Annotated in this window: 22 protein-coding genes, 3 tRNA genes and 1 pseudogene; 12 read left to right on the plus strand and 14 right to left on the minus strand. The window is 62.1% G+C overall.

The genetic code is table 11. The features are described 5' to 3' along the window. The 7 genes from VKT51_06075 to VKT51_06105 all read right to left on the minus strand — a co-directional run. A partial coding sequence (locus tag VKT51_06075) for a hypothetical protein (GenBank protein HLJ83722.1) occupies nt 1-551 on the minus strand: 551 nt, incomplete at its 3' end. Continuing rightward, nucleotides 548-1,321, minus strand: a complete 774-nt coding sequence (locus VKT51_06080) for an NAD-dependent deacylase (GenBank protein HLJ83723.1) — start codon at nt 1,319-1,321, stop codon at nt 548-550. The genes VKT51_06080 and VKT51_06075, both read right to left, overlap by 4 nt. A 1-nt stretch (nt 1,322) precedes the next feature. After that, nucleotides 1,323-1,673, minus strand: a complete 351-nt coding sequence (locus VKT51_06085; protein ID HLJ83724.1) for an HIT domain-containing protein — start codon at nt 1,671-1,673, stop codon at nt 1,323-1,325. Beyond that, nucleotides 1,666-3,231, minus strand: coding sequence for an ABC transporter substrate-binding protein (locus tag VKT51_06090; protein ID HLJ83725.1), 1,566 nt, complete (start codon nt 3,229-3,231; stop codon nt 1,666-1,668). Before VKT51_06090 ends, VKT51_06085 begins: the two co-directional genes overlap by 8 nt. Nucleotides 3,232-3,237: 6 nt before the next feature. Further along, on the minus strand, nt 3,238-4,827 hold the full coding sequence (locus VKT51_06095; GenBank protein HLJ83726.1) for an ABC transporter substrate-binding protein: 1,590 nt from the start codon (nt 4,825-4,827) through the stop codon (nt 3,238-3,240). Continuing rightward, nucleotides 4,824-6,320 (minus strand): copper amine oxidase N-terminal domain-containing protein, encoded by a 1,497-nt coding sequence (locus VKT51_06100; protein ID HLJ83727.1) that lies wholly within the window; start codon nt 6,318-6,320, stop codon nt 4,824-4,826. The genes VKT51_06095 and VKT51_06100 overlap by 4 nt, the downstream gene beginning before the upstream one ends. Continuing rightward, complete coding sequence (locus VKT51_06105; protein ID HLJ83728.1) at nt 6,317-7,411, minus strand: glycosyltransferase family 1 protein; 1,095 nt, start codon at nt 7,409-7,411, stop codon at nt 6,317-6,319. The genes VKT51_06100 and VKT51_06105 overlap by 4 nt, the downstream gene beginning before the upstream one ends. Before the next feature lie 245 nt (nt 7,412-7,656). Between VKT51_06105 and VKT51_06110 the strand changes: the two genes are divergently transcribed. Then, nucleotides 7,657-8,082, plus strand: coding sequence for a PilZ domain-containing protein (locus VKT51_06110; protein HLJ83729.1), 426 nt, complete (start codon nt 7,657-7,659; stop codon nt 8,080-8,082). On the opposite strand, the gene VKT51_06115 is transcribed toward VKT51_06110, so the two are convergent. Both VKT51_06115 and VKT51_06120 read right to left on the minus strand, forming a co-directional pair. Further along, the gene (locus tag VKT51_06115) at nt 8,079-8,843 is read right to left on the minus strand and encodes a glycosyltransferase family 2 protein (GenBank protein HLJ83730.1); all 765 of its coding nucleotides are present in this window, start codon (nt 8,841-8,843) and stop codon (nt 8,079-8,081) included. The genes VKT51_06110 and VKT51_06115 overlap by 4 nt on opposite strands. Then, nucleotides 8,840-10,474, minus strand: coding sequence for a CTP synthase (locus tag VKT51_06120; GenBank protein ID HLJ83731.1), 1,635 nt, complete (start codon nt 10,472-10,474; stop codon nt 8,840-8,842). The genes VKT51_06115 and VKT51_06120 overlap by 4 nt, the downstream gene beginning before the upstream one ends. Nucleotides 10,475-10,649: 175 nt before the next feature. On the opposite strand from VKT51_06120, the gene VKT51_06125 reads away from it, so the two are divergent. After that, nucleotides 10,650-12,518, plus strand: a complete 1,869-nt coding sequence (locus VKT51_06125; GenBank protein ID HLJ83732.1) for an alpha/beta fold hydrolase — start codon at nt 10,650-10,652, stop codon at nt 12,516-12,518. 21 nt (nt 12,519-12,539) lie between these two features. Here the strand turns inward: VKT51_06125 and hemF are convergent, their stop codons facing one another. The 4 genes and pseudogenes from hemF to rpmE form a co-directional block, all read right to left on the minus strand. Beyond that, a complete protein-coding gene (hemF, locus tag VKT51_06130; protein ID HLJ83733.1) occupies nt 12,540-13,430 on the minus strand; it encodes an oxygen-dependent coproporphyrinogen oxidase in 891 nt (296 codons plus the stop codon). After that, on the minus strand, nt 13,427-14,335 hold the full coding sequence (gene prmC, locus VKT51_06135; GenBank protein HLJ83734.1) for a peptide chain release factor N(5)-glutamine methyltransferase: 909 nt from the start codon (nt 14,333-14,335) through the stop codon (nt 13,427-13,429). The genes hemF and prmC overlap by 4 nt, the downstream gene beginning before the upstream one ends. Continuing rightward, complete coding sequence (gene prfA / locus VKT51_06140) at nt 14,322-15,413, minus strand: peptide chain release factor 1 (protein ID HLJ83735.1); 1,092 nt, start codon at nt 15,411-15,413, stop codon at nt 14,322-14,324. Before prfA ends, prmC begins: the two co-directional genes overlap by 14 nt. A 698-nt stretch (nt 15,414-16,111) precedes the next feature. Continuing rightward, nucleotides 16,112-16,312: pseudogene (gene rpmE / locus VKT51_06145) on the minus strand (50S ribosomal protein L31). A gap of 191 nt (nt 16,313-16,503) precedes the next feature. On the opposite strand from rpmE, the gene VKT51_06150 reads away from it, so the two are divergent. Together VKT51_06150 and VKT51_06155 are read left to right on the plus strand one after the other, a co-directional pair. Continuing rightward, nucleotides 16,504-16,797, plus strand: coding sequence for a hypothetical protein (locus tag VKT51_06150; GenBank protein HLJ83736.1), 294 nt, complete (start codon nt 16,504-16,506; stop codon nt 16,795-16,797). 200 nt (nt 16,798-16,997) lie between these two features. Beyond that, nucleotides 16,998-17,162, plus strand: a complete 165-nt coding sequence (locus tag VKT51_06155) for a hypothetical protein (GenBank protein ID HLJ83737.1) — start codon at nt 16,998-17,000, stop codon at nt 17,160-17,162. A gap of 74 nt (nt 17,163-17,236) precedes the next feature. On the opposite strand, the gene VKT51_06160 is transcribed toward VKT51_06155, so the two are convergent. Further along, nucleotides 17,237-17,313, minus strand: a tRNA-Ile gene (locus VKT51_06160). Nucleotides 17,314-17,461: 148 nt separating this feature from the next. Between VKT51_06160 and VKT51_06165 the strand changes: the two genes are divergently transcribed. From VKT51_06165 to VKT51_06200, 8 genes are all read left to right on the plus strand, one after another. Then, on the plus strand, nt 17,462-19,399 hold the full coding sequence (locus VKT51_06165) for a PDZ domain-containing protein (GenBank protein ID HLJ83738.1): 1,938 nt from the start codon (nt 17,462-17,464) through the stop codon (nt 19,397-19,399). A 58-nt stretch (nt 19,400-19,457) separates the two neighbouring features. Further along, nucleotides 19,458-19,530: transfer RNA gene (locus tag VKT51_06170), tRNA-Ala, on the plus strand. An 808-nt stretch (nt 19,531-20,338) separates the two neighbouring features. Further along, the gene (locus tag VKT51_06175) at nt 20,339-21,382 is read left to right on the plus strand and encodes a kelch repeat-containing protein (GenBank protein HLJ83739.1); all 1,044 of its coding nucleotides are present in this window, start codon (nt 20,339-20,341) and stop codon (nt 21,380-21,382) included. Between the two features lie 236 nt (nt 21,383-21,618). Beyond that, entirely contained in the window at nt 21,619-22,614 is a 996-nt protein-coding gene (locus VKT51_06180; protein HLJ83740.1) for a kelch repeat-containing protein, read from the plus strand. Nucleotides 22,615-23,034: 420 nt separating this feature from the next. After that, nucleotides 23,035-23,286: a hypothetical protein gene (locus VKT51_06185; protein ID HLJ83741.1), complete on the plus strand. Its 252-nt coding sequence runs from the start codon at nt 23,035-23,037 to the stop codon at nt 23,284-23,286. Between the two features lie 73 nt (nt 23,287-23,359). Next, nucleotides 23,360-24,010: a hypothetical protein gene (locus tag VKT51_06190; protein ID HLJ83742.1), complete on the plus strand. Its 651-nt coding sequence runs from the start codon at nt 23,360-23,362 to the stop codon at nt 24,008-24,010. 259 nt (nt 24,011-24,269) lie between these two features. Continuing rightward, complete coding sequence (locus tag VKT51_06195; GenBank protein HLJ83743.1) at nt 24,270-24,629, plus strand: DUF4352 domain-containing protein; 360 nt, start codon at nt 24,270-24,272, stop codon at nt 24,627-24,629. Nucleotides 24,630-24,696: 67 nt separating this feature from the next. Beyond that, nucleotides 24,697-24,769: transfer RNA gene (locus VKT51_06200), tRNA-Ala, on the plus strand. Nucleotides 24,770-24,868: the final 99 nt, after the last annotated feature.

Below are 24,868 nucleotides of genomic sequence, written 5' to 3' on the forward strand. Positions count from 1 at the left end.
GTGCACGATGATCGGTGCGATGCAAGATCCGCCCGCAGCCAGAGCTCCTGCGGCGACCCCGTTTCGCACCCGCCGACAAAGGCGCAGTTGCCGTTGAGCGAGATCAGATGCCACGAACCTACATCGAAACTATAGTATCCGCGCTCTGCGTCGCCGGCGCCCTTGCCGAAATACCCGAAATAGCCGGCAGCGCCGGGCGTGTAGTATTCGTGATTCCCCGGGGTCGGGTGCGTGATGCCTTCGAACGCTCCCCACGTCAGTGCGTAGCCGTATGCGAAGTCGTCGGGTGTCGCGCTCTGATACTGTTCGTCGCCCAGAGCAAGCACCGCCGCGACGTGATCCATCTTGATCAAGCGCGCTGTCTCCGCCATCCGGCACCATCCCAACAGACCGGTCATCGTCCTGTCGATCATTCCGAAGGGATCGCACGCGATGTCGCCTGCAGCCGCGATCACCGGATCGGCGGTGACGTTCGCCGACGGTTTCGGGTTGGCAGGCGCGTGCGCAGGATGGAACAGGCTGAGGAGTACCGAGACGATTACGACGATCATCGTGCCTGCTCTCGCATCGCTGCGAGCAACGCAGGAAAGAACTGACCCGCCGGAGCCCGCACGACGAGATCGCAGATCGCTGAGGCTTCGGTTCGCTCGGGATTGACCTCGGCAACGTAGGCGCCGGCGCGCTTCGCGATATGGACGAGACCGGCGGCAGGATAGACCGCCGCCGACGTGCCGGCGACGATGAAGACGTCTGCGGCGTGCGCCGAGCGCTCCGCACGTTCCCACGCGGCGTGCGGCAAAGCCTCGCCGAACCAGACGACGGCCGGTCGCAGCAAGCCGCCGCACGTACACGTATCGGGCAACGGTCCCTCGAGACTTCCCGGCGTGCGCTCGTCGCATACGGTGCAGCGAGACCAGCGAATCGAACCGTGAAGCTCGATCACATCGGCGGATCCGGCCTCACTGTGAAGTCCGTCCACGTTTTGCGTGACGATCGTCAAGGAAGGAAGTGCGCGCGCCATCTGTGCCAGCGCCATGTGTCCGTCGTTCGGCCGAGCCGCGGCTGCACGCCCGCGCCGTTCGCGGTACCACGTGCTCACGAGAATCGGATCGCGGGCGAACGCTTGCGGGGTGGCCAGATCTTCAGGTCGATAGTTGTTCCACAGCGCACCGCTCCCGCTGCGAAATGTCGGCAGTCCGCTTTCGGCGGACATCCCGGCGCCCGTGAGCACGACGACGGAAGATCCGGACACGAGTCGCTGCGCTAGTTCGCGCGTATCCGCCGCCCACACGTTGCTCGGCGCGGCCGTTGGATATTCCACCTCAGCCGGGAGGCCACGTGAAGTGACGGCCGGACAGTACGTGCAGGTGGACGTGGAAAACCGTCTGGCCGGCCTCCGCTCCCGTATTCACGACAATGCGGAAGCCGGCGCCCTTCGATTGTTGCTCGCCGATCTTCGCCGACGCCGCGGCGAGCTTGCCGAGCAGCGCTTCGCCGCCTGGAGCGGCTGCGACAGCGGGAAGATCCGCGAAGTGCTCGCGCGGCACGACAAGCGTGTGGGATGGGACCACGGGCCGCAAGTCGGCGAACGCGACAAGGGCGTCGTCTTCATAGAGAAATTCCGTGCCGAACTTGCCTGCGATGATGTCGCAGAACACGCATGCTTCACCCATTGTTCGACCCCTCGAAATACATGGTGTCGAAATGAATGCCGCTGTCCGGGCTAGGAACGTATCCGCGCACTTCGGAGCGGAAGACGATCGGCGGCGCGGTGTGCGCGATCGGCACGACCGGTACTTGATCGCGAATCCTGGCCAACGCGCGGCGGTAGATCGCCATGCGCGCCGCAGGGTCGATCGTGCTCCTTCCCGCCACCATCATCTCGTGGAAGGCCTCGTCGGTCCAGAACGCGATGTTGTTCGCGTCCGGCGGAATCGCGGAATCGCGATCGAGCAGCGGGTCGAGAAAATTGTCGGGATCGCCGTCATCTCCGGTCCATCCGATGATTGCGAGGTCGTGATCGCCGCTGCCCGTCTTCGTCAAGTACATTCCCCATTCCATACCCTGCAGCGTCGCATCGATCCCGACTGCTCGCAGGTCGCTCTGAATCGCCTCTGCGACTCGTTGCGGTTCGGGCACGTACGGCCGCGGCAATGTCATGTACCAGAAAGTCGTGGAGAAGCCGTGCGGATAGCCGGCCTGCGCGAGGAGCGCGCGCGCGCCGGGCGGATCGTACGGGTACGACGTGTCGAAGCCGTGCGGCCACACCGCGGGCGGTAAGAATTCTTTCGCCGCGAGCGCGGAAGGATCGTAGAAGCTCTTCACGATTGCGCGCGTGTCGATCGCCTCGTAGATCGCGCGCCGCACGAGGACGTCGTCAAACGGCTTCTTCTTATTGTTGATCGCGAGATACATCAGATTGTTCGGCGGCTGCCGGTAGACGTGCAATTGATGGTCGGCGAGCAGCGCAGGCAGATCGTCGGGTCGCGGAAACTCAAGACCGTCGATATCGCCCTTCTGTAGTTCGAGCATCGCCGTCGCGGGATCGGGTATGTCGCGGACGACAACGGTCTTGATCTTCGGTTGCGCTCCCCAATAGCCGTCCCATGCCTTCAACGTGATGTGATCGTCCTTCACCCACTCGGCGACGCGATAGGGCCCCGTTCCCGACGGCTGCGTGTAGTAATCGTTCTTCAACGTCTCAAGCGCCGTCGGCGAAGATATAGAGAACGCGGGCATCGAGAGGTCGGAGAGAAAAGCCGCGACCGGCGTGCGTAGCTGGATTTCCACCGAAGAAGGCGTCAGCACGCGCACCGATCGTATCACCGAAGGATACGCGCCGAATTGGCTGTGGAAGTACGAAAAGTGCGGGTCGTCTTTCATCCAGCGGTCAAAATTGTATTTGACGGCGGCGGCGTCAAAGGGAGTGCCGTCTTGAAATCGGACGCCGCGGCGCAATTGGAGGTCCCACGTCTTTCCATCGGGACTGTGCCGCCACGAGATGGCGAGCTGCGGTTCAGGCTCGAAGCCGCCGAGCTTGTAGTGCGTCAAGCCTTGAAGGGTGTTCCTCGCGATATTGAATGAAAGGCCATCGGTCGCGATCGCCGGATCGAGCGAAACCGCGTCTTTGTTCCGCCCGAACACGAGCGCGCGATCCGAAGAAGGCCCGGTCGAACACGCGCAGAGCACCACGGCCGCCGCTGTCGCCGCACACAGAGCGATACGATACAACGGCGCCTACTCCTGAAAGTACATGAGATTGAAGTCCTCGGCGGTATCGGGGTTCGGTACGAATCCTTTCACAACGGACCGGAAGACGGTCGGCGGCGCGTTGTGCGCGATCGGCACGGTCGGCGCATCGGAATGGATGAGTTCGAGGGCGCGGCGATAGATGCCGTCTCGCCTCGCCGCATCCGGCTCGGTCTGCCCGGCAAGCATCAATGCGTGGTACTGCGGATTCTTCCAAAACGAGACGTTGTTCGCACCCGGCGGCTTCGCACTGTCTTCGTCGAGCACCGTATAGAGGAAGTTATCGGGATCGCCGTTGTCCCCCGACCAACCGAACAACGCCAGGTCGTGCTCGCCGTTCTCGACTCGCGCCACGTACACGCCCCACTCGAGACCTTGCAGCGTCACACGAATGCCGACGCGGCTCAAGTCCGCCTGGATCGCTTCCGCCACGCGCTGAGGTTCGGGCAGATACGGCCGCGGCGCGGTCATGAACCAGAATCGCGTCGAAAAACCGTTCGGGAAACCCGCCTGCGTCAACAGCCGGCGCGCGTCAGCCGGATCGTACGGGTATGCGACCGTGACACCATGCGGCCCGACGGCTGCCGGCAAGAATTCATCCGCCGGAACGGCCGACGAATCGTAGAAGTCGCGCACGATCGACTTGGCGTCGATCGCTTCGTTGATCGCGCGCCGGACGAGCACATTGTTGAACGGCGGGTGCAATTCGTTCATCGATAAGAACATGACATTATTCGGCGGCAGATGATAGACGGTGAGATTCGGGTCTTTTCGGATGTCCGCGAGTGATTCCGGCTGGGGATATTCCCAGCCGTCGATATCACCGCGCTCGAGCGCGAGCAAAGACGTGGACGGGTCCACGAAATCGCGCAGCACTACGGTTTGTATCGTCGCTTTGCGGCCCCAATAGGCGTGGAACGCGGTCAGTGTGATGTGGTCGTCTCTCACCCACTCCGACACGCGATAGGGTCCTGTGCCCACCGGACTCCGGAAATAGTTCTCCCCTTCGGTCCGCAGCGCCGACGGCGACGCAAACGAAAAGGCGGGCATCGCAAGATCCGCGAGCAGCGGGGCGAGCGGATGCGTCAGGTCGATCCGGATTTCATCGGACGCGATCACGTCGACGCCGGCGATGACGCCCGGAAATCCGCCGAATTGGCTAGCGTAGTAGCCGAAATCGCCGCCCTTATGGTACGGATTGTTCTTCAGGCGCCAGCGGTCGAAATTGAACTTGACGGCCGCTGCGTCGAAGGGTGTGCCGTCTTGGAACGTGACGCCATGCCGCAATTTGAAAATCCAGGTCTTCGCATCGGCGCTCCGGTTCCAAGATGTCGCCAAGCTCGGCGCTATGGCGAACGATCCGGGCACGTAGCGCGTGAGACCCTCTGCGGTGTCTCGGGCGACGTTGAGCGAGTTGCCGTCGGGCGCCACGGCGTAATCCAGCGTGATGGCGTCCTTGTTTCGGCCGAAAACGAGTGTTTGACTACCGCTTGATCCGGAACCGCCGCCTGCGCCGTGCGGACTGCACGCGAACAACGCTCCGAGGCTGAGACAGATGATCGTCGCGAATCGCTTCATGGCGGCGTCAGCTCGAACGACCACGAATAGGTAAGCGGATTGCCGGCGGTATCCGATGCGCGAAGCTCGACGCGAATCGTGCCGGACGTAAGATCGGCGCCGGGCAAGTAGTAGATATAGGAAGCGTTGCGCGTTGACGCCGCCGTGACATCTACTCCGTTCACCAGCAGCCGCTCGCTGTCGGCGAGCATGCCTCGGGCGCCAACCGTGTTGAACGTGACGTAGATGCTTGGTCGAAGGCTTGAGACCACGGCGCCGGCTGCCGGGGCGATCTCGCGCACGGTTGGAGGAGTGGTGATGATCGTGGCGGTGTCGGGAGCAAGCGCCTGTGCCGAGGCATTCGCGAGCGAGAAGCGCACGATCAAGGGCGCCGCCACGAGATTTGTGCCGGCGCCGATGTCGAACGAACCCTCGTAGCGACCTGGTCTGATCTCGCGCATCGGCATGCCCACGATCATGTCGCCGATATCGAACGACGCCGCCGCGCCCGCGCTTCCGGTCGCGGTGACGCGCAAGCTCTGACCGGCGCGCAACGGCTCCGCGGCGTTGTCTTGCGTGCTCGAAATCGACGGGCCGCCGCTCGCCGCAGGGCTGGACTTGCCGTTCGATGCGGCCATCGAAGCCGCGACCACGTCACGCACCTTTCCGGTGAGCGGGTCCGCGCGAACGGTAACGGCGTCGGAGACGTGAAGATCGGCAAAGGTCGCAGGCCGTCCGTCGAGCGAGACGACCGTGTCGGTCGGATCGGCATTCACGACCCGGCCGGACGTCAGCACCATGCTCGAACCCGCGATCGCAGCGATCGTGCCGAGATAGCTCGTGAAGATGTCGGCGACTGAGTTGATGCTGCCGGCGGCGTCGGATGAGACGATCAGGGTGTCGCCCGCGCGGACTTGCGCGATCGTGCCGGCACCGGCCATGTTGCCGCGCGTCTCACGAAATTGAATGACGTCGCCCGCCGGGATGACGACGCGATACTGCTGGCCGTGGGAATCGATGTATACGTCCGCCGCTCCAGACGCCGTGTCCACTTTCGTCACGGTTCCTTGGAGCGTTTGCAACGAAGACGAGGATCGGACAACTGCCTGCCCTGGCGGAGACGCGCCAGCCTCGCCGGACGTGACGACGATTTCGTGTGCTCGGACGTTCGCGTGAACGGTCGCGCCAAAGCCGAGCGCAAGCGCGCGAAGCGGTACGAGCATGCGATCGCCGACGAAGATGGGCGCGACATCGAGCATGGTCCGCACGCCGTTCACGACAAGCGAACGTTGGCCAACGCGCAGTTCGACCTGGCGCACGACGGTGGTGAAGGTCGCCGTCTTGCTCCGCGGATCGTAGGCGAGGTCTGCGTTGAATGCCGCTGCGGCCGCCCGCAACGCGACAAACGTTCGACCGCCGACCTGCGACACCGACGCCGCCGAAAGCATCGTACCGTCGATCGCGACGCGCGCGGGTGCGCCGGCAACGATCAATGCCGCCACGAGTGCGATCATCGCGCGAGCGCTTCTCTGTAGACGTCGGCCGTCATGGAAGCGGCGCGTTCCCACGTATATGCCGCGGCTCGCCGCCGTCCGGCGGCTACGAGCGCTGCGATCGGTTGATTCCCGCTTAGCGCCGCCGCAAGCGCCTGTGCGAGGCCCACGTGATCGGTCGGCGCGAACGACAGCGCCGCGTCGCCTGCTACCTCGACCAGCGCCGGCGTCCGCGCGATGATCACAGGCGTTCCGGCGGCCATGGCCTCGACGACGGACAGCCCGAAGCCTTCGTAGAGCGACGGTTGTACGACCGCGGCGGCGCCTGCATAGAGCGATACGAGATCGGATTCTTCCACATGACCGAGCCGCAGAATTCTTCCGCGCGGAGAGACGTACCTATCGGCGTCAAAATCGAGCGCTTCTTCCGAAGTGATGCACAGATCGCATTCGATCTCAAGCTCGCTCCACGCGGCGAACAATGTTTCGAGATTCTTGTGCCGGCGTGCATTGCCCGCATAGAGCACGAACGGGCGCCTCAGTGCAAAACGCTCTCGCGCGTGCGTCGCGATACGTGCGCGCTCCTCGTCGCTGAGAAAGAACGCGGCTTTCACACCAAGCGGCACGACCTTGATCGTGCGCGCGTCGATGTCGAGGTACGATTGCAGATCCCCGATGGTAGCGCGCGCGTCCGTGATGACCGCGCGCGCGCTGCGCGCGACCGGACCGGTCACCCATCGATAGTAGAGCGGAACCTTCCAGGAGAAATATTGAGGAAAGCGCCGATGGATCAGATCGTGAATCGTCTGGACGTGCGGTGCGCGCACGCGCAACGGCGAATACAGCGACATCAAGTGGACGAGATCGTTGCCGCGTTCCAGAAGACGAGGTAACGCGGCGTATTCGCCCAGCGAAAAATTTGCGGCCGTGCGATCGGCGATCCGTATTTTTTCCGCGCCTGCCGTGTCTAGGTCCGCGTTGGAGATGACGACGAACTGCATATCCGGTGCAGCCGCCGGCAACCGGGCGACAAGTTCGCGCACGTACGTTTGCATGCCCACGGACATCTGACGCGTCAGCCGCGCGTCGAGCGCGATACGTGGCCGGCTCAATCGCGGCTGCCGCGGAGCGCCGGGAAGGCTCGCATCGAGGAGGGGCACGCCCGCCGTTTCTGCCCCTAGGGCTTTTGGCCTTGCGCTTGGCCGCGTGACCTAGAAGAGCCCCGTGCACCTAGTCACATCGGCCCATTTCAGTGCTTACTCGGCAGGGTGCTGCGAGCGGCGCGTCACAAAGGTTGCAACTGCCCGTCGTATCCTCGTGTTTAGCATCTTCGCGACGTGCATGGAGTTTTTTGCGGATGGGCTTGTTCGGGATGTTGTTCGATCGGACCGCGAGAAACGCAGGCGCGTCGCAGGCGCGCGGCCATTTACGCCATCCCTTGGCGGATGAGGCGACGCTGACGATCTTCGACACCGCCGACGTCGCCGTCGTCCAAATCGTCGACCTTTCGGTTGCCGGCGCCCGCGTCCGCGGCTCGCTTGATCTCAGCGCCGGCGATGCGGTGGCGCTCACGCTGCGCGTCGCCGACAACGTCGAGCTTCAACTGTCGGCTCGCGTCGCGCACGTTGCGCCTTCGTCAGACCGAACGCAGGTCGCGGAGTTCGGCCTCGCGTTCAACTCGGCGCACTTCGCCGATCGCAAACTCGTGGCACGCTACATCCGGCAGCGCGCGATCGATACGCTCTTGGAGCAGAACGTTCCGGTCGGGGCCGGCGCCGACTAGCGTCTCCACGCTTTCCATCTCGCCACGGCCGAGTAGCACGCGCTCCCCACGCTCACGTATGCGCCGCGCCAACCATCGAACACGCCGCCGCGAACGAAAAGCAGCCACGCCATGCGCACCGGCACCAGCATGCCGGCGGCGGCAAGCGACGCGAGACTGACGCGACTTCTTATGCCTGCCGCTTCGAGCGCTGTGTAGCGGGCAAATTTCCGCCTGTATGCATCGACGCTCGGATACGAATGGTGTTCGATAGGTTCGGTCAATGCCGCAACCGCACCATCGACTTCCCAGCGCTCGTGCACGGCCGCCGCGCCAGCCCCGGGATCGTTCGATGAGGTGACGGTGGCGACGCCTGTTCGAAAAAGGCGCAGAAGCCTGTCCGGCCACCAGCCTGCGCCGCGGATCCAGCGCCCGCAGAAGAAATTCTTGCGCGGCACGCTGTATGCGAGCGTCTCCGGCTCCGGATCGCACGCGAGCATCTCGGCGCGCCCAGCCGGCGTCAATCGCTCGTCCGCATCGAGCATGAACGTCCAAGCCGTAGTGACGAGCGCGGCCGCGGCGGCCCGCGCTGCGGCAAATCCAAGCCAGTCGGCGCTTGTGACCCGGGCTCCGCAGGACGCCGCGAGCTGCGCCGTACGATCGTCCGAACGCGCGTCATAGACGAGTGCATGCGCGCCGTCGGGCAGCGAGCGCAGGCACGCCTCGATATTGCGTTCCTCGTTTTTCGTGAGGATGACGAATGTTATATCGGCGGGGTTCAGGCGATGTCGCGGTGCGCGGCGTCCGCAGAATCCACGCGCGCGCGCTCAACGCTCGCCGCGACAAACCGGCGGTAGAGCGGTGCGGGCCGTGTCGGCCGCGATTTGTATTCCGGGTGTGCCTGCGTACCGAGGAAGAACGGATGGCCCGGCAGCTCGATCATCTCCACGAGATCCGCCGCGACGTAACGGCCGGAGAAGACCATGCCGTGACGTTCGAACAGTTCCTGGTACTTGTTGTTGAATTCGAAACGGTGGCGGTGCCGTTCGCTGATCTCTAACTCGCCATATGCTTCGGCCGCCAGCGTGCCGGGGACGATCGAGCACGGATACGCGCCGAGCCGCATGGTGCCGCCCATGACTTTCAGGTTACGTTGGTTCTCCATGAAGTCGATGATCGGGTGCGGGGTCTCCGGTTCAACTTCACGCGTGTGCGCGTGATCGAGCCCGCAGACGTTTCGCGCGAATTCCACGCACGCGAGTTGCATGCCGTAACAGATGCCGAGGAAAGGCACGCCGTTTTCGCGCGCGTGCCGGATCGCGAGAAGCTTGCCCTTGATGCCTCGCGCTCCGAATCCGGGTGCGACCAAAATGCCGGAGATGCCGGCCAGAGCGTCGACGCCCTTCTCCTCCAGCGCTTCGGAGTCGATGCGCACGATCTCGACGGCGACGTTCTGCGCCACACCAGCGTGGTAGAGCGCCTCGCTGATCGAGATGTAGGCGTCTTTGAGTTCGACGTACTTGCCGACGAGCGCAACCTTCACGCCGCCCTTTGGGCGCTGGATGTTTCTCACCATCGCGCGCCACTCTTCAAGATCCAGCGTCCGCTCGACAAAACCGAACTTGCGGCACACTTGGTCCGCCAGACCCTCTGCTTCGAGATTGAGCGGTACCTGATAGATGCTCTGCGCATCGCGGCTCTGCACCACGGCCGACGCCGGAACGTCGCAGAAAAGCGCGATCTTCTCCCGCGTCTCCTGCGTCAACGGGTATTCCGTCCGGCAGATGATCGCATCCGGCGAGATGCCGATCGCCCGCAGTTCGCGCACGGAGTGCTGGGTGGGTTTTGTCTTTAGTTCGTCGGCGGCCCCGAGGTGCGGCACCAGGGTGAGGTGCACGTACATGACGTGGTCGTCGCCGACCTCATGTTTGAACTGGCGGATTGCTTCGAGAAACGGGAGCGACTCGATATCGCCCACCGTGCCGCCCACTTCGACGATGCAGACCTCTGCGTCACCGGCTTCGGCCACCCGCTTGATTCGATTCTTGATCTCGTTGGTGATGTGGGGGATGACCTGGACCGTGCCGCCGAGATAGTCGCCGCGCCGTTCTTTATCTATCACCGCGCCGTAGATCTGGCCGGTGGTGACGTTGTGAAGGCGCGTCAGGTTTTCATCGATGAATCGCTCGTAGTGGCCGAGGTCTAAGTCGGTCTCGGCGCCGTCTTCAGTGACGAATACCTCACCGTGCTGATACGGATTCATGGTCCCTGCATCCATGTTGATGTAGGGATCGAGTTTCTGGATGCTGACTTTGATGCCGCGGCTTTTGAGGAGTCTGCCGAGCGACGATGCGGCGATGCCCTTGCCGAGCGATGAGACGACGCCGCCTGTGAAAAAAATGTATTTGCTCATGCCTGCCGGACGCAATCCATGTACTTTGAGGTTCGCGTCCGGCTTTCGCGTTCCTCCCGCCGTTGTTGTTGGGCGGACCTCTAAGGTCCGCCGTACTTCGTGTTGGGCGGACCTCTAAGGTCCGCCGTAATTCGTGTTGGGCGGACCTCTATGGTCCGCCGTAAAATGCTTCGGGGTGATCGCCGCACTCTTGGTTTTCGGCGCGCTTCATCCGTGCGCGGCCGCGTCTTCGTATCTCTGCGGGTCCATCGTGCGAGCGCTCGACCCGACCGGCAGCATCACCACAACGATTCGCATCCACTTCGAATTCTTGCCCCACGCAGATACGCGCGCGACTTCGGCGGGCGTGATCGTCGCCAACGAAGGCGGACCGGGATCCGGAAGCACGGGCACGCGAGACGCATATCGCGCGCTGTTCAGTCCGCTGCTGCAAACACACGACCTCTTGATGATGGACAATCGCGGAACCGGGCAATCCGGGCTCATCGATTGCGAGCCGTTACAGAGCCGGCCCGCCTTTACGAAGTCCGATGTCGCCGCATGCGGCCAGCGGCTCGGTCCTACCGCGTACCTCTACCGAACCGCTCTGGCTGCGGACGATCTGGCCGCGATCATGCACGAACTGCACGTTACCCGCGCGGACATGTACGGCGACTCCTACGGGACCTTCTTCGTCCAGACGTTTGCGGCGCGTCATCCCGCCATGCTTCGGTCGATCGTTCTCGACGGTGCATATCCTGTCGTGGGCTTATCGCCCTGGTATCCGGAAGCGCCGGCGGTGACACGGCGAGCGTTGAACGCTGCCTGTGCGCGGTCGCCGTCCTGCAGCAAGCAGCCGGGGACGAGCCTATCCAGGATCGAGCGTCTCCTCGCAGCCGTGCGCGTGAAACCGATCGTTGGATCGGCGCCGATCGGCGGCTCGATCGAGCGCGTATCGATTGGTCCCGCCGATCTCGCGTTCGTGATGGCGTCTGCCGGCGCGTCATCCGACGTCTATCGTGAGCTCGACGCCGCAGCGGGCGCGTATCTGAACAGCGCCGATCCGCTCCCCTTGCTTCGGCTCACCGGTGAGACGTATGAAATCGAGGAAGCGTCCGGCAGTGCTGCGAGCTATAGCCGCGGACTCTTCACCGCGGTGAGTTGTGCCGACGATCCGCAGGCTTATGACATGCGATCGGATTCGCATGCCCGCGAAACGCAATGGCTCGCCGCGCTCTCCGCCGAGCGAAAATTTGCGCCGACCGTCTACGCGCCGTTCACGATCGACGAGTGGATGGGCATGCCGTTAGATATCAGCTACACGCCGCTTTGCGTTGATTGGCCCGCGAAGCCGGCTTCGGTGCCCGCGGACGGACCCGTCGCCAAGGGGACAAAGCTGCCGCTAGCGCCCGCTCTTGTCATCTCGGGCGAGTTCGACACGATCACGCCGGCCGCGCAAGGCGACGCGGCAACCGCGCTTCTTCCGCATGCACAGCACGTCGTCATGCGCAACAGCGTGCACGTCGACGCGCTCGGCGACACATATGATTGCGCGTCTCGCTTGGTACGCGAATTCATCGTCGCGCTCTCCATTCGCAACCGCTCGTGCGCAAACCGACTTCCGCCGTACACGCTTGTTGCGATGTTCGCACAGAAGGCCGCCGATTTCGCACCGGCGGCGGCCGCGTCCGGGAATCATGCGAATGCGTTGCTGCTTCGCGTCTGTACGGCCGCGGTCCAGACCGTCGGCGACGCGATCACGCGAGCTTTCACATTGTCATCGGCACGCGTGCTTGGGCTGCGTGGCGGATCCATTGGAGTTACTAACAGAGAGAGCAGCCAGATGATCACGTTCAATCGTTTTCGCTTTGTCCCCGATCTCAGCGTCGGCGGCTCCGCGAACGTCGACTCAGCGAATGGCAACATTGAGGCGATCGTAGCGATCCAGGGCGCAGCGACCGGTGTGCTCACGATTTCTTGGGATACGAAGGACCCGCGCGATATCGCCACGGTAGACGGGAAACTCAATGGCGCCGCGGTGCACGCGACTTCGCCGTCGCCGTAGCGAAGCGATACGTCTCTCTTCTTACACCCAGTCCCGCGGCCGAAGATAGCTGAGCGCCGCAGCCTCGCGGCTGCCGGATTCCGGTTCGAAACAGTATTCCCAGCGCGCGAGCGGCGGCAGCGACATGAGCACCGATTCCGTTCGACCGCCCGTCGCTAAACCGAACGCGGTTCCCCGATCGTAGATGAGATTGAACTCCACATATCGCCCGCGCCGTAGCAGCTGAAAGGCACGTTCACGATCGCCGGACGGTTCGTCGCGACGCCGCTCGACGATCGGCGCGTACGCGTGGATGAGGGCTCCCGCGCAATCGCGCACGAAATCGAAGTCGCGCGCGAAATCCGTCCGTATATAGTCGAAAAATATTCCGCCGATGCCGCGCATCTCGCCGCGATGCGGAAGATAGAAGTACTCATCGCACCAGCGCTTGAAGTGCGTGTAGTACTTCGCGTCGTGGCGATCGCAGACCGATTTCCACACGGCATGGAAGTGCCGGCAATCCTCATCATACGGATAGTACGGCGTGAGGTCGCTGCCGCCGCCGAACCACCATTCGCCGCCGCGTTCGAAATAGCGGAAGTTCGCGTGAACGGTCGGCACCAATGGGCTGCGCGGATGCAGCACGACGGAGACTCCGGTCGCGAAGAACCGGCGCTCTTCGCCGCCGATCTTGGCAAGGGCGACATCGTCGAACTCGCCCCAGACGGCTGACGAGTTGACGCCGGCGCGCTCGAAGAGAACGCCGTTCGTCATAATCGCGGTGTCGCCGCCCCCGCCGCCGGGCCGCTCCCAAGCATCGCGCGTGAAACGGCCGCGGCCGTCGAGCGCCTCGAACAGCGCGATCAAATCCGCTTGCGTCTGCTCGACCCACGCTTGCGCCGATCGCGCCTGAAGGCCGTGGTTCTCGCTCACGAATTGCTCGCCGTCCGGCGCACGACGACGAACCGTTCGCGACCCGACACATCGGCGCGCACCGAAATCGACGAATCCTGAATGGCATCGCGCGCAAGGCCCGCCAACTCGTAGGCATTATCCGGGCTGCACTCGCAGTAGAGCGCGCCGTCAGGCTTCATGTAGGCACCCGCGCGGTCGACGACGCGTCGGAAAACGTCCAGCCCGTCGCGGCCGCCGAACAGAGCGACGTGCGGTTCGTTCGCGCGCACCGTCGGCTCGAGGTCAACGTCTCCATCCCGGACATAGGGCAAGTTGGCGGCGATGACGTCGAAGGTAGTGCCGGGCGGCACCGCATCGAAAAGATCGCCGTGCGCGAGGTGGATGCGTTCGCCGAACAGATGCCGCTCGACGTTGGTCCGCGCCACGTCCAGCGCCTGTTCGCTGATGTCGGTCGCGAGGATGTGTGCGTTCGGCAGAAAGCGCGCGAGCGCACACGAGATCGCGCCGCTGCCGGTGCCGAGATCGAGGACGTGCGGCGCTCGGCCGCGCCAGTCCGCCACGATTGCATGAACGAGTTCTTCGGTTTCCGGCCGGGGAACGAGGACGCGGCCGTCCACCATGATGCGCAGCCCGCAGAATTCTTTGAATCCGACGATGTACGCAAGCGGCTCGCCGGCGAGGCGTCGTGCGGTGAGATCCGCCAAGCGCTGCAGACGCGCCGGCTCAAGGATGTTGTCGCCGTAGGCCACGATCGCCGATGCGTCGAGTCCGGTGACGTGACTTGTAAGCAGTCGCGCCTCGAGCCACGGTGCGGTTGCGACGGGCAGCAGTCGGCGGCGACAGGCTTCCACTGCGGCTGCGATGGTCACCGTCGCTTCACTGCCGCGCGCAGCCGGTGTGCGCGGACCTTTAGGCGACGGCATCGCCGACCGCGAGGCGCCGGCGCTCTTCATCGGCCAGCAGCGCATCGACGACGACGTCGAGATCGCCGGCTAAGATCGCTTTGAGGTTACCGGTCGAAAGCCCGATACGATGATCGGTCAGGCGGTCCTGCGGCACGTTGTACGTACGGATCTTCTCACTTCGATCGCCCGTTCCGACTTGCGCCCGGCGCGCCGACGCCGCCGCTTCTTCCTGCTCGCGAAGCTTGGCCTCGTAAAGATGCGCGCGCAAAAGCTGCATGGCGCGCTCGCGGTTCTGTAGTTGCGAGCGCTCCTCTTGACACGCAACGACGATGCCGCTTGGGCGGTGCGTGATGCGGATGGCCGATTCCGTCTTGTTGACGTGCTGGCCGCCCGCGCCTTGCGCGCGATACGTATCCACCTGCAGATCAGACGGGTTGATCTCGATCTCGACGGCATCAACTTCGGGCATCACCGCGACGGTCGCGGTGGACGTGTGGATGCGTCCGCTCGCCTCCGTTGCGGGCACGCGCTGCACGCGGTGCACGCCGCTCTCGTGTTTGAAGAGCCGGTACGCGCCGGCGCCTTTGATCCCAAGGATCACTTCTTTGAAGCCGCCGGCCTGCGTCTCGGCCGTGCTCACGAGTTCAACTTTCAGTCGACGCTTCTCGGCGAATTTCGCATACATGCGCATCAAATCGCCGGCAAAAAGGCTGGCTTCGTCGCCGCCGGTTCCGCCGCGGATCTCCACGAAGATGTCTTTGTCGTCGTTGGGGTCTTTCGGCACCAGCATGATCTTGATGCGTTCGGCAAGGTCGGAACTGCGCGCGCGCAACGTTTGCGTTTCGCTACGCGCCATCTCGGCGATCTCAGGGTCGCTGTCGCGTGCCATTCCTTCGGCGTCGGCAAGCTGAGCGCGCACCGCGCGCCATTCATGGAAGGCATTGACGATCGGCTCGAGGGAGGCGCGCTCTTTAGAGAGCTTCGTGCTTTCGTTCTGATCGTAATTGCCGGAAATGGCCGTCAAGCGCGCTTCTATCTCGGAAAAGCGAGCTTCGACGGCTTCGAGCCGGGCCTCTAGTGTGGCGATCTGTTCCATGCGGGATTCCTGACGATCGAGCGGCGATCGCTATCCCGCTACGAGGACGGCGTGCGCTCTGCTGCGGCCTTCGTGCCCGCAGTTTTCTTGGGTTTCGTCGTCTTGGCCGATTTGGCCGTCTCCGATTTCTCTGCCGTCGGTTTTGCAGCGCGCGGTGCGCGCGGGGTCGCCGTCTTGGCGGCCGCAGTCCGCGGAGTTCTGGCGGTCTTTGCCTTGGCGGGTTTTTCCTCGATCGTGTCGGCAGTGGCGGCCGCCTCCGCCGGAGCGGCAGCTTCGGGCTGCGCGACGGCCGACGCCGACTCGACATGAGCTGCGGGCTCTGCTGCTGCCGCGGAAACAGGCTCTTCGACTGGTTCTGCCGCGGAGACGGGCTCTGCGACCGGTTCTGCCGCGGAAACGAGTTCTGCGGCCGGTTCTGCCGCTTGAGCTTGAGGAGCGACCACAAGCGGTGCTTCGTGCTCGACGACGAGCGGCTGAATCGATTCTACTTGCGAAGCGCCTGTCTCGGCGACCGGCGAACTTGTTTCAACGACGGGGGCGCTCGTCTCAACAACCGCCGCCTCGACCTTAGGCTCCGCTTTTGGCGCCGGTGCTTTTGCCTTGGCTTCGGCCCGTGGTGCCGGCGCAGGCTGGGCGGCGGGCGCCGCCGCCTTCACCGGCGCGGATTCTTTCGCACTAGCTTTTTGCGACTTCTTGCTCGAAACCGACCCATACTTGGTCATGAACTTCTCGACACGGCCTTCCGTGTCGACGAATTTCTGCTTGCCCGTGAAGAAAGGATGACACGCCGAGCAGATTTCGACGTGAAGCTTCGCGAGCGTGGAGCCGGTGGTGAATGTATTGCCGCAAGCGCAAACGACGTGCGCCTCGTGCCATGCGGGGTGGATCTTCTCTCTCACTGATAACCTTATCTAGCGCTGCCCGGCCTCTGCCTAATGGGATCGGTTGTCCCGCATATCGCCACGTGCGCCGAAAGATAGTATAGCACACGCTGGCAAGGGCGCCCGCCGTGGCCTGCGACTTGCGGCTAGACGTGCCAACGTCCAGACGGGATAGCGCCGCCACAGCGCCACTCACGGAGGATCAGCGCATGGCTTGGCTTCCTATCGTCTCGACCGTTGCCGAACTTGTGGGCAACCATGCGCTCGATGCGGCGCAATCCACGATGTTGACTATGGATGAGACCGATCAGCTCATGCTGCAAGCTCAGGAGATGCAGCATCAGGAAGCGTTGGATGCGCGTTCGGAACGGTTCAACGAATCGATTCAAGATCGATCCGAGCGCATGCGCGAGCGTTCGCTGCTCGACGATCTGAACATGACCGATCGCAAAATCGATGACAAACTCACCAAGGATTGGATCGGTCTCATCCGCGGACAGTAAGCGTAGCCCAACCCTCCTCCGTAGTAGGGCAAGCATCGCTTGCCCTCTCGCTTTGGGAAGCGACGTGCTCTCGGTTGTGACCTCGCGACGCATTCTTTCTCATTCGCATGCCATGTGGATTTAATCTCGCGCCGTTTTAGATCGATGGACGCGGCAATAAGTCTGTCTATCGTCCCTCAACCCTCGCGAGGATATGATCCATGAACAAAATCAAATCGAGCATCACCGGTATCGTCGCCGTCTCGGCGCTCTGCGCGGCGATCTTTGCGTCTGCCGGATGCAATACGACTCAGACCAACCCGAATCCAACCACGACGACGAATCCTTCACCGGGTCCGTCAACGATGCCGTCGCAGATGCCCTGATCACAAATTCGACGTCGAGCGGCGTCTGCATCGAGACGGGCGCCGCTCGTCGACTATTCTGCCTGTGACGATCGTGGTGGGCGATACACGATTCGAACGTGTGACCTCGTCCTTATCAGGGACGCGCTCTAACCAACTGAGCTAATCGCCCGGAAGAGCTCATTTATACGGCGCTATCCGGAGTCGTCCCTCCGGCAGTGCCCGCGTTGTGGCGCTGCGCAGGTGAGATTGACGGTTGACACCAAGCCGCGAACGTGCGATCCGAAGCGTTCGACTCTTTCATGGAGGCTTGTTCAACTATGCATATCGCGCGCGTCATCGGCTGCATCGCCATCTTAGGAACTTCCTTCATCATGCCCGCGCGCGCAGACTCGCCTTCAGTCTCCTACGATCTTGCCATGCCGAAACCCGCGAACCACGTCTTCAAGATCACGATGAACATCACCGGACTTTCTCGCGATCGCACGACGCTGCAAATGCCGATCTGGATTCCAGGCTACTATTCCGACAATCATTACGGCCGCAACGTCCTGACCTTTTCTGCCGCCGATGCCGGCGGCACCGCACTGCCCTGGCGTCAAGACGGCGATACCGCGTGGAACATCGATACGCATGGCATTAGCGCACTCAGCGTCCACTACGATCTGTACGCGGATCGCGTAGCGGACGTTGGTACGCAACTGACCACACAGCGCGCGCTCTTCAATGGGGCCGAAACGTTCATGTACGTCGAAGGGGACGACGGCTACCCGGTCGCCGGGCCGGCGACCCTTACGATCCACAAACCCGCCGGATGGGATATGGCTTCCGGATTGCTGGCGATGCAGACCGCACCGGATGTATACACGGCGCCGTCGTACGACGTGCTCGTCGACTGCCCCACCGACATGACACCGCACCTCCTCGAATCGCGCTTCGTCGTCCAAGGCGTGACGTATCATCTTGTCATCGACGGACCCGGTAACTACGACATTCAGAAGATGACCGACGTGGCGCGTCGGATCATCGGCAGCGAAGTCAAGATGATGGGTCACGCGGGTTATAAGGAATACTGGGCGATCATGTCGACTGTCGGGCCCGGCGGCATGGAACATCTCAACTCCACGTTGTCTGGCATCAACGAGTATGGCTGGGATCAAGCGCGCGATCCCGATGACGCGACCTGGGATACCGGCTCGATGGACGGCTTCGCGTTCGTGCTTGCGCACGAGCATTTCCATTCATGGAACGTCAAGCGCATCAGACCGCAGATCCTCGGACCATTCCGCTACGATCGCGAGGATCACACACGACGCCTCGACGTCGCGGAGGGGTTCACGGAATATTACACCTATATCCATGCGATGCGTTCAGGTTACGCGACGCCCAAGGGGATGTTCGTCAACTTCGCGGACGCGATCGACACTGAGGAGACGTCGCCCGGCCGCAAGATATTCTCGCTCGGAGACCTCTCGTGGAACACGTGGTGGGCTAACGACGCAGCGTGGGTACCGGGCGGCGACTATTACACCGGCGCGGCAGCGATGGCCCTGATGCTCGATCTCAAGATCCGGCACGATACGAACGATGCGCACAGCCTGGACGATGTGCCGCGCTACTTGTTCGCCGACTGGCAGAAAAAGGCGCTCGATCAATTCCGCTCGCCGGGCGGCACGTACACCGACGACGAGCTGCCTTCGATCATCACCAAGGCCACCGGCGATGCCGATGCCGGTGCCCTGTTCCACACATGGTTCGACACGACGACGCTGCCGGATTGGAACACGTATCTCGCTTATGCCGGGCTGCGCCTCTCGAAAACGTTACCGAAAAGCGGCGCCGCTTCGCTCGGGGCGCAGTGGAATGAAATCGGCGCACCGGACGGTCTTGGCTACGAGGGCCCCGGTTCGAAGCTCAACGATGGACTGCCGAGCGTGAACCCCGATGTGGTGATGATCACCTCGGTCGATCCCGACGGCCCGGCTGAACGAGCCGGCATCGAACAATACGACGTTCTGCAATCGCTCGACGGGCTCGCCGTGACGAAGGACAGCCTCCCCGGACTGCTAGCCACGTATCGCGCTGGTGCACGCATGAAAGCGGTCGTTCTGCGCGAGGGACGACAGGTATCGCTGGACATCACGCTCGGCCAAGATGTGCACCCGAAGTACGAGATTGTGAATCGCCCCGATGCAAGCGCTAAGGAGCGCGCGCTCATGGCGGACTTCGTCGTGGGGAAACCATTTGGTCAGCCGTAGACCTTCGTCGCAACGTCCAGCATGGCGCGAAAGCCACGCGGTAGAATGATGTGCGGCCGGGGGATTAGCTCAGTTGGTAGAGCGCGTGCTTTGCAAGCATGAGGTCAGGAGTTCGAATCTCCTATCCTCCAGTTTCTGAACCCTTATCCCGCAAGCGATTGCGGGATTTCGTTTTTCCCTTTTGGAGCGGAATTAGTGGCTATGCCACTTTCAATGCCACTTATCGTTGTTTCCGACTCACGGTGTATGCTGAGATGGGCGAGAATGATGAAATCGAGCGCGTGGTTATAGATTTCCTCAAGCAAGATGGTGGCGAGCCAAGTGCTTGATTCTCGGATGCAAGAAGAGGTCGCATGAGTAGGCGTTGACTAAAGTCCGCCGTGATTGCGGTTGCTCTCATCGTGCTTTTCTTTGTACATCCCTACGTGTTTGGTTTGCCGGGTCGCATTTCTGAACATCGGTTCGAAAATGGACTTCGAGTCGGAATGTCAGTTGACGACCTAACTCGATTGGCTACTGCCACGCACGCCGACAATGGCGGTACAGAATACAACTTTATTGATAAGGCGACTATTTGTGATACTGAGGGCGATTCGGTAGTCATCTTGTTCGATAATGCAGATCGTGTCCGCTCATGGTTTGTTGACCGAACGGTGTTGTCTTGTTGGCCTTTTCAACCGTGAACGTAGACATAGCACAGTGGCCGACTACAGCGACAATTGGCGGCGGTACTCGCCGACGAGATCGAGTTCTTAAGAAACAAAGACGGCCCGAAATACCGGCTAAGCCGCCTACGCCCGACGTAGGGCTGGGGCAAAAGCCTCATTTCCGCGGTCGCGGCTGGTAAGGCGCTGGCGTTCGCGAAAGCACCACGCAATCGACCTGACCGTTTCAGTTCGATATGAAGCGGCGTTGCTTTTCTTTGGAGGACGGCTCTCGATGCACAATCTTCGATCGACGCGATCGCTTTGGGCGACCACCATTTGCGCGGCCGCGTGTCTTTCTCTCACCGCGTGCGGACAAAATGCCCTGCTGCCGCGCGTCGGCGGTCAAGGTCCTGTCATGGCGCAGCAGTCTTCAACCGAGCGCCTAGCCCGAGCGTTCACGAGCAACACGTGGACGTCCGGCGCGCCGCTGCCGACCAAGAGACTCGGCGCAGGCGCCGCCGTCGTCGGGACCAAGATCTATGTCATCGGCGGCTTCGGCACGCGCGGTGCCCTCGGCAAGAACGAGATCTACGACACGGCGACCAACAAGTGGACCACCGGAGCATCCATGCCGACGAAACGTTGGGTGCTCGCAGCCCAGGCCGTCAACGGGATCGTCTACGCCATCGGCGGCGATATCGGCAACAGCAACACGCAGCTCAGTACCGTCGAAGCGTATGATCCGGTGCACAACACGTGGTCGACGAAGGCGTCGATGCCGGTTGCGGTCTCGAGCATGAGCTCATCGGTCGACGGCGGACTGATCTACATCGTCGGCGGCTACACGAACGCCACCGGGCGTTACAACGGCGTCGAGGTCTATAACCCTTCCTCGGACTCGTGGACCTCGGCAGCGTCACTCAACGTCGCGAAATCGAACCCGAACGTCGGCACGGTCGGCTCGGATATCGTCGCCGCTGGAGGCTTGGCGAACTCGGGCAAGGTCGTCGAAGACAACGAGGTCTACGATCCGCAGACAAACACGTGGACGACCAAGAAGAACGTGCCGGCGCCAAATTCCGGCGCATGCTCAGCCGGCATCGGCGGCTCGTTGTACGCCGCGGGCGGGGTCAAGCTCACGTCGCCGCTCGTCACCCTGAACGCCTACGATCTTTCGACGAATAGCTGGTCGAAGCTCGCCCCCATGCCGTTTGCGGCGATCCTGCCGGCTGCTGCGACGGTCAACGGCAAGCTGTACTGCATCGGCGGAGCAAAGAGCGGCGACACCGTCCATCACGATGAATACTACAACTACGTGCAGATCTATCAGCCGTGAGGACGTGACGTAGTTAATCGAGCCACCGCTACAGGAGCGGCATCAGCAGTGATGCCGCTCCTTCATTCTATCCGCAATCGTCGCGTGGTTGGTTTGAGCTCAGCTTCAACTGAGTCACGTCCTTGCGGCGGAAGAAAGCGGCGTGGGCGGACGCCGCGAAGGCCCACGCTTGACCAGACCAAAATAACCTCTCATCACCCAACTGTCGGCGATCGGCCCGATTTGGAGCCAACGATATGTCTAGTCGGCTGACAATCATTTGCGCGACAATTGTTTTTGCGTTTGTCTGCGCTTTCTCAGGATGCTCAAGCGACTCTAATCCGATTCAACTTCGAAATTCTGGTGCGGGTAGCTTGGCGAATGGATTACAACCTGATGTGGGTAGCTGGATTACTGAGGCGCCGATGCCGACGGCTCGCTTCGGTTTAGCTGCAGATATCATCCGAAACAAGATCTATGTGGTAGGCGGTTCTGCCGGTTTGGGCGACTACTTGAGCACGCTTGAAGCGTACGACCCTGCGACAGGGACATGGGCGACAATGGCGCCCATGCCAACACCGCGGGAAGGCCTTGCAGTCGGGGTGATCAACAACATACTATACGCTGTCGGCGGTCGCGACAGCGCCGGCGATGCCCTGAATACGATCGAGGCTTACGACGCTGCGACGAATACCTGGTCGACAAAAGCGTCTATGCCAACAGCTCGGTTCGATCTAGCTGTTCGCGTCGTTAACGGCGTGCTTTACGCGATTGGCGGCATGGCCACGATACCGTTAAACACCGTTGAAGCTTACGATCCTGCGACAAACTCGTGGCGGCAGCGGGCAACGATGCCCTCGGGTGGTCGCTTCGGCCTAGCTGCCACCGAACGTTACGGAATTATCTATGCCATCGGCGGTTACGATCAAAGCGGAGTCCTAAACCGAGTCGAGGCCTACAATCCAGCTCAGAACAAATGGATTGCAAAGCCTTCCATGACGTATCCGGCGGCATGGCTAGCCGCAACTATATTTAAGGGCACCATCTTTGCTGTCGGCGGCTGGAACGGCGGGATAGTAAATACCGTTCAAGCGTACGATCCCAAGTCAAACGCTTGGACGACAAAGCCATCAATGCCGACCGCGCGCGAGGAACTGACAGCAAGGGTTATCAACGGCGCGCTTTATGCGATAGGGGGATATGCTGGCGGAGACGGTGCCCTCAATACCGTTGAGGCCTTCTATTCAAAATAAGTTTCGCTAATCGCGCTACTTATTCCAACGGGTAACAGCCGCATCTTGGACACGAGCGGATCTTCGCGTGAAGCCATCACGCAGTCCGGGCACTGGTGACGTTCCCGGTGGACGATGAGAGAGCGGCGCCGCTTGGGGCCAGCACCGCCCGGAGCCCTTCAGCCCCTAGAAATATTACCGCTGATTCGGCGGCGTCAAACGCGTGAGTGTCCTTCCGACTTTCAAGGCATCGGACGTGGTGCGCCCTGTCGGTGCGATTGCGCCGAGTTCGACTCACCCTTCATCCACGCGCAATGGTAACGGCGCGGTTGGCGTTTGGCCGCTATACCTGCTACCCGGCTAAGCAAGTCCGCTTAGTTCGCTTGGTTCGGTTGATCTGCTCTGATTAGAGTCTTCATAGCGTGGGCACAGGTGTACAGGATGTACGCGAAACCGATATTCGTTCTCGTTGCGTTCGCGCTCATCACGGTCGGGCTGATCTTCTTCTTCCAGTCCAACGACGCGTATGCGACGTGCCATTCCGAGGTCGGGCGGGTAATCAGATCGCTCGACGTCGCGTCGGCTCAATCATGCTCGAACGCGGAGACGGAAAGAGTCGGCGGCATCTGCTGCTCGCTTCTCGGGCTTGCCATGCTCGTGGTTGCGACGACAGTCCGGGAGCGACGCCCATAAACCAATCGGCCTCATCCGATTCGAGCGGTCCCTCGTTATCATTACAACCAACGCTTCTTCTGGAGGTTACTCGATGACCACGTCTCGTATGCTCGCAGCTTTCGCCCTCGCCGCTTCGCTCGCAGGAGCCGCGTCGATCGCCGCCGCCGCGCCCATGGATACCGGCACGGATATGATGATGAACGGCGCCATGCACGGCCGTTTCGGCGGGCCAGTCTATGATGGCGCGCCGGCTCTCAACGTCACATCTGCGCTCGTCGCAGCCGGCGGCGGTGCCGCGAACTTCTCGACCGCCAAGGCCCTCGTCTCGATGCTCGGCTCCGACACCGTCAACGCCGAAGTCGCCAAGTTGAGCAAACAGTACGGCAGCGACGAAGTGACAGGCTGGCTGAAGACTTTCGACTTCGCCGTCGCAGATTCGATCAAGATCGCGACGGCAGCCGGCGTAACCCTTCCGGCGCCTTCATCCGACCTCACCGGCGTCAACCTTGCCAAGACGCTCGTCGGCGCGGGCACCGCCTCTGACGGCACGTTCCAGATCGAGTACTTGCTCGACAAGGCCGTGTCGCACAAGATCCACGTGCAAGTGATGAACGACATCGACGCCAACCCCGATCTCGGCAAACTCGCCGACCTGCGTTACCACGAGATCAGCAATCAGGCGTTCTACGATGTCGCGCAAGCGCTGGGCGCGAAGGACGTCAAGTTGGCGGGTCTCCACTAGCGAACAACTGGTCTAACCTTCCAGCCCACGCGAGCGGCGACGCGGCACCTGTCCGCGCCGTCGCTCCTATAGTTGGCGGGGATTTCGCGCGCCTAACAGACAATGCTCGGCCATGAAATATTCGGCATGGAAATCCGCGATTGCCGCGTGCGGCATTGCGGCCCTCTTCGGTTGCGGCAGCAGCAGCAATAGCAGCAACAGCAGTAGCAGCAACGACAATACCACTTCGCAAGCGGCGGCCTCGCCAACCGTTAGTGATGTGACGACCGCAGAGCCCGTGGAGACGACGGCGGCAAACGCCGCTGTGGTGATATCGTTCGACCAGGTCGCGGTGGCGGGAAGCGCGGGCGCGTTGCGAGCGGACATGGAGATCAAGAACGTCTCCAAGGATCCGGTCCAGTGCGACCCATCGGAGTTCACGCTGCAGCTCGGCGATGCGACGCCGCTCGACGCGGATACGTCCGCCGCGGTGGAATGCAACCCGGATTCTATCGACCCCGGCACCACCGGAAAGGCGACGATCTACTTCGACATTCCGGGCAATTATACGGGCCCGGCTACGGTCTATCTCACGGTCGACGACAAAGTAGTAGGCCAAAGCACGACGCAAATCCACTGAGCGTCCGAAAGCCTTCGTTACACAGGAAGAACGTCGTGCGCCGCAAACTTTCGGATACGATCAGTTCGGGGGATTAGCTCAGCTGGTAGAGCGCTTGCATGGCATGCAAGAGGTCAACGGTTCGACCCCGTTATCCTCCACAATTTAGACTCGGAGGCGAGTGGAATGCGCGCAGCGCGAAGTTTGACGCTCGCGATATTCGTCTTTGCTGCCCTTTTGGTGCAGCCGGCGCCGGCGTC

The sequence above is a fragment of the Candidatus Eremiobacteraceae bacterium genome (assembly GCA_035295225.1).
Classification (GTDB): Bacteria; Vulcanimicrobiota; Vulcanimicrobiia; order Eremiobacterales; family Eremiobacteraceae; genus JABCYQ01.

Excerpts from the sequence above, each read along its gene's own strand:
- VKT51_06085 (HLJ83724.1), bottom strand. The coding sequence starts at position 1,673 with ATGGGTGAAGCATGCGTGTTCTGCGACATCATCGCAGGCAAGTTCGGC.
- VKT51_06095 (HLJ83726.1), bottom strand. The coding sequence starts at position 4,827 with ATGAAGCGATTCGCGACGATCATCTGTCTCAGCCTCGGAGCGTTGTTC.
- VKT51_06100 (HLJ83727.1), bottom strand. The coding sequence starts at position 6,320 with ATGATCGCACTCGTGGCGGCATTGATCGTTGCCGGCGCACCCGCGCGC.
- VKT51_06110 (HLJ83729.1), top strand. The coding sequence starts at position 7,657 with ATGGGCTTGTTCGGGATGTTGTTCGATCGGACCGCGAGAAACGCAGGC.
- VKT51_06120 (HLJ83731.1), bottom strand. The coding sequence starts at position 10,474 with ATGAGCAAATACATTTTTTTCACAGGCGGCGTCGTCTCATCGCTCGGC.
- prmC (HLJ83734.1), bottom strand. The coding sequence starts at position 14,335 with ATGCCGTCGCCTAAAGGTCCGCGCACACCGGCTGCGCGCGGCAGTGAA.
- prfA (HLJ83735.1), bottom strand. The coding sequence starts at position 15,413 with ATGGAACAGATCGCCACACTAGAGGCCCGGCTCGAAGCCGTCGAAGCT.
- VKT51_06150 (HLJ83736.1), top strand. The coding sequence starts at position 16,504 with ATGGCTTGGCTTCCTATCGTCTCGACCGTTGCCGAACTTGTGGGCAAC.
- VKT51_06155 (HLJ83737.1), top strand. The coding sequence starts at position 16,998 with ATGAACAAAATCAAATCGAGCATCACCGGTATCGTCGCCGTCTCGGCG.
- VKT51_06165 (HLJ83738.1), top strand. The coding sequence starts at position 17,462 with ATGCATATCGCGCGCGTCATCGGCTGCATCGCCATCTTAGGAACTTCC.
- VKT51_06175 (HLJ83739.1), top strand. The coding sequence starts at position 20,339 with ATGCACAATCTTCGATCGACGCGATCGCTTTGGGCGACCACCATTTGC.
- VKT51_06180 (HLJ83740.1), top strand. The coding sequence starts at position 21,619 with ATGTCTAGTCGGCTGACAATCATTTGCGCGACAATTGTTTTTGCGTTT.
- VKT51_06185 (HLJ83741.1), top strand. The coding sequence starts at position 23,035 with ATGTACGCGAAACCGATATTCGTTCTCGTTGCGTTCGCGCTCATCACG.
- VKT51_06190 (HLJ83742.1), top strand. The coding sequence starts at position 23,360 with ATGACCACGTCTCGTATGCTCGCAGCTTTCGCCCTCGCCGCTTCGCTC.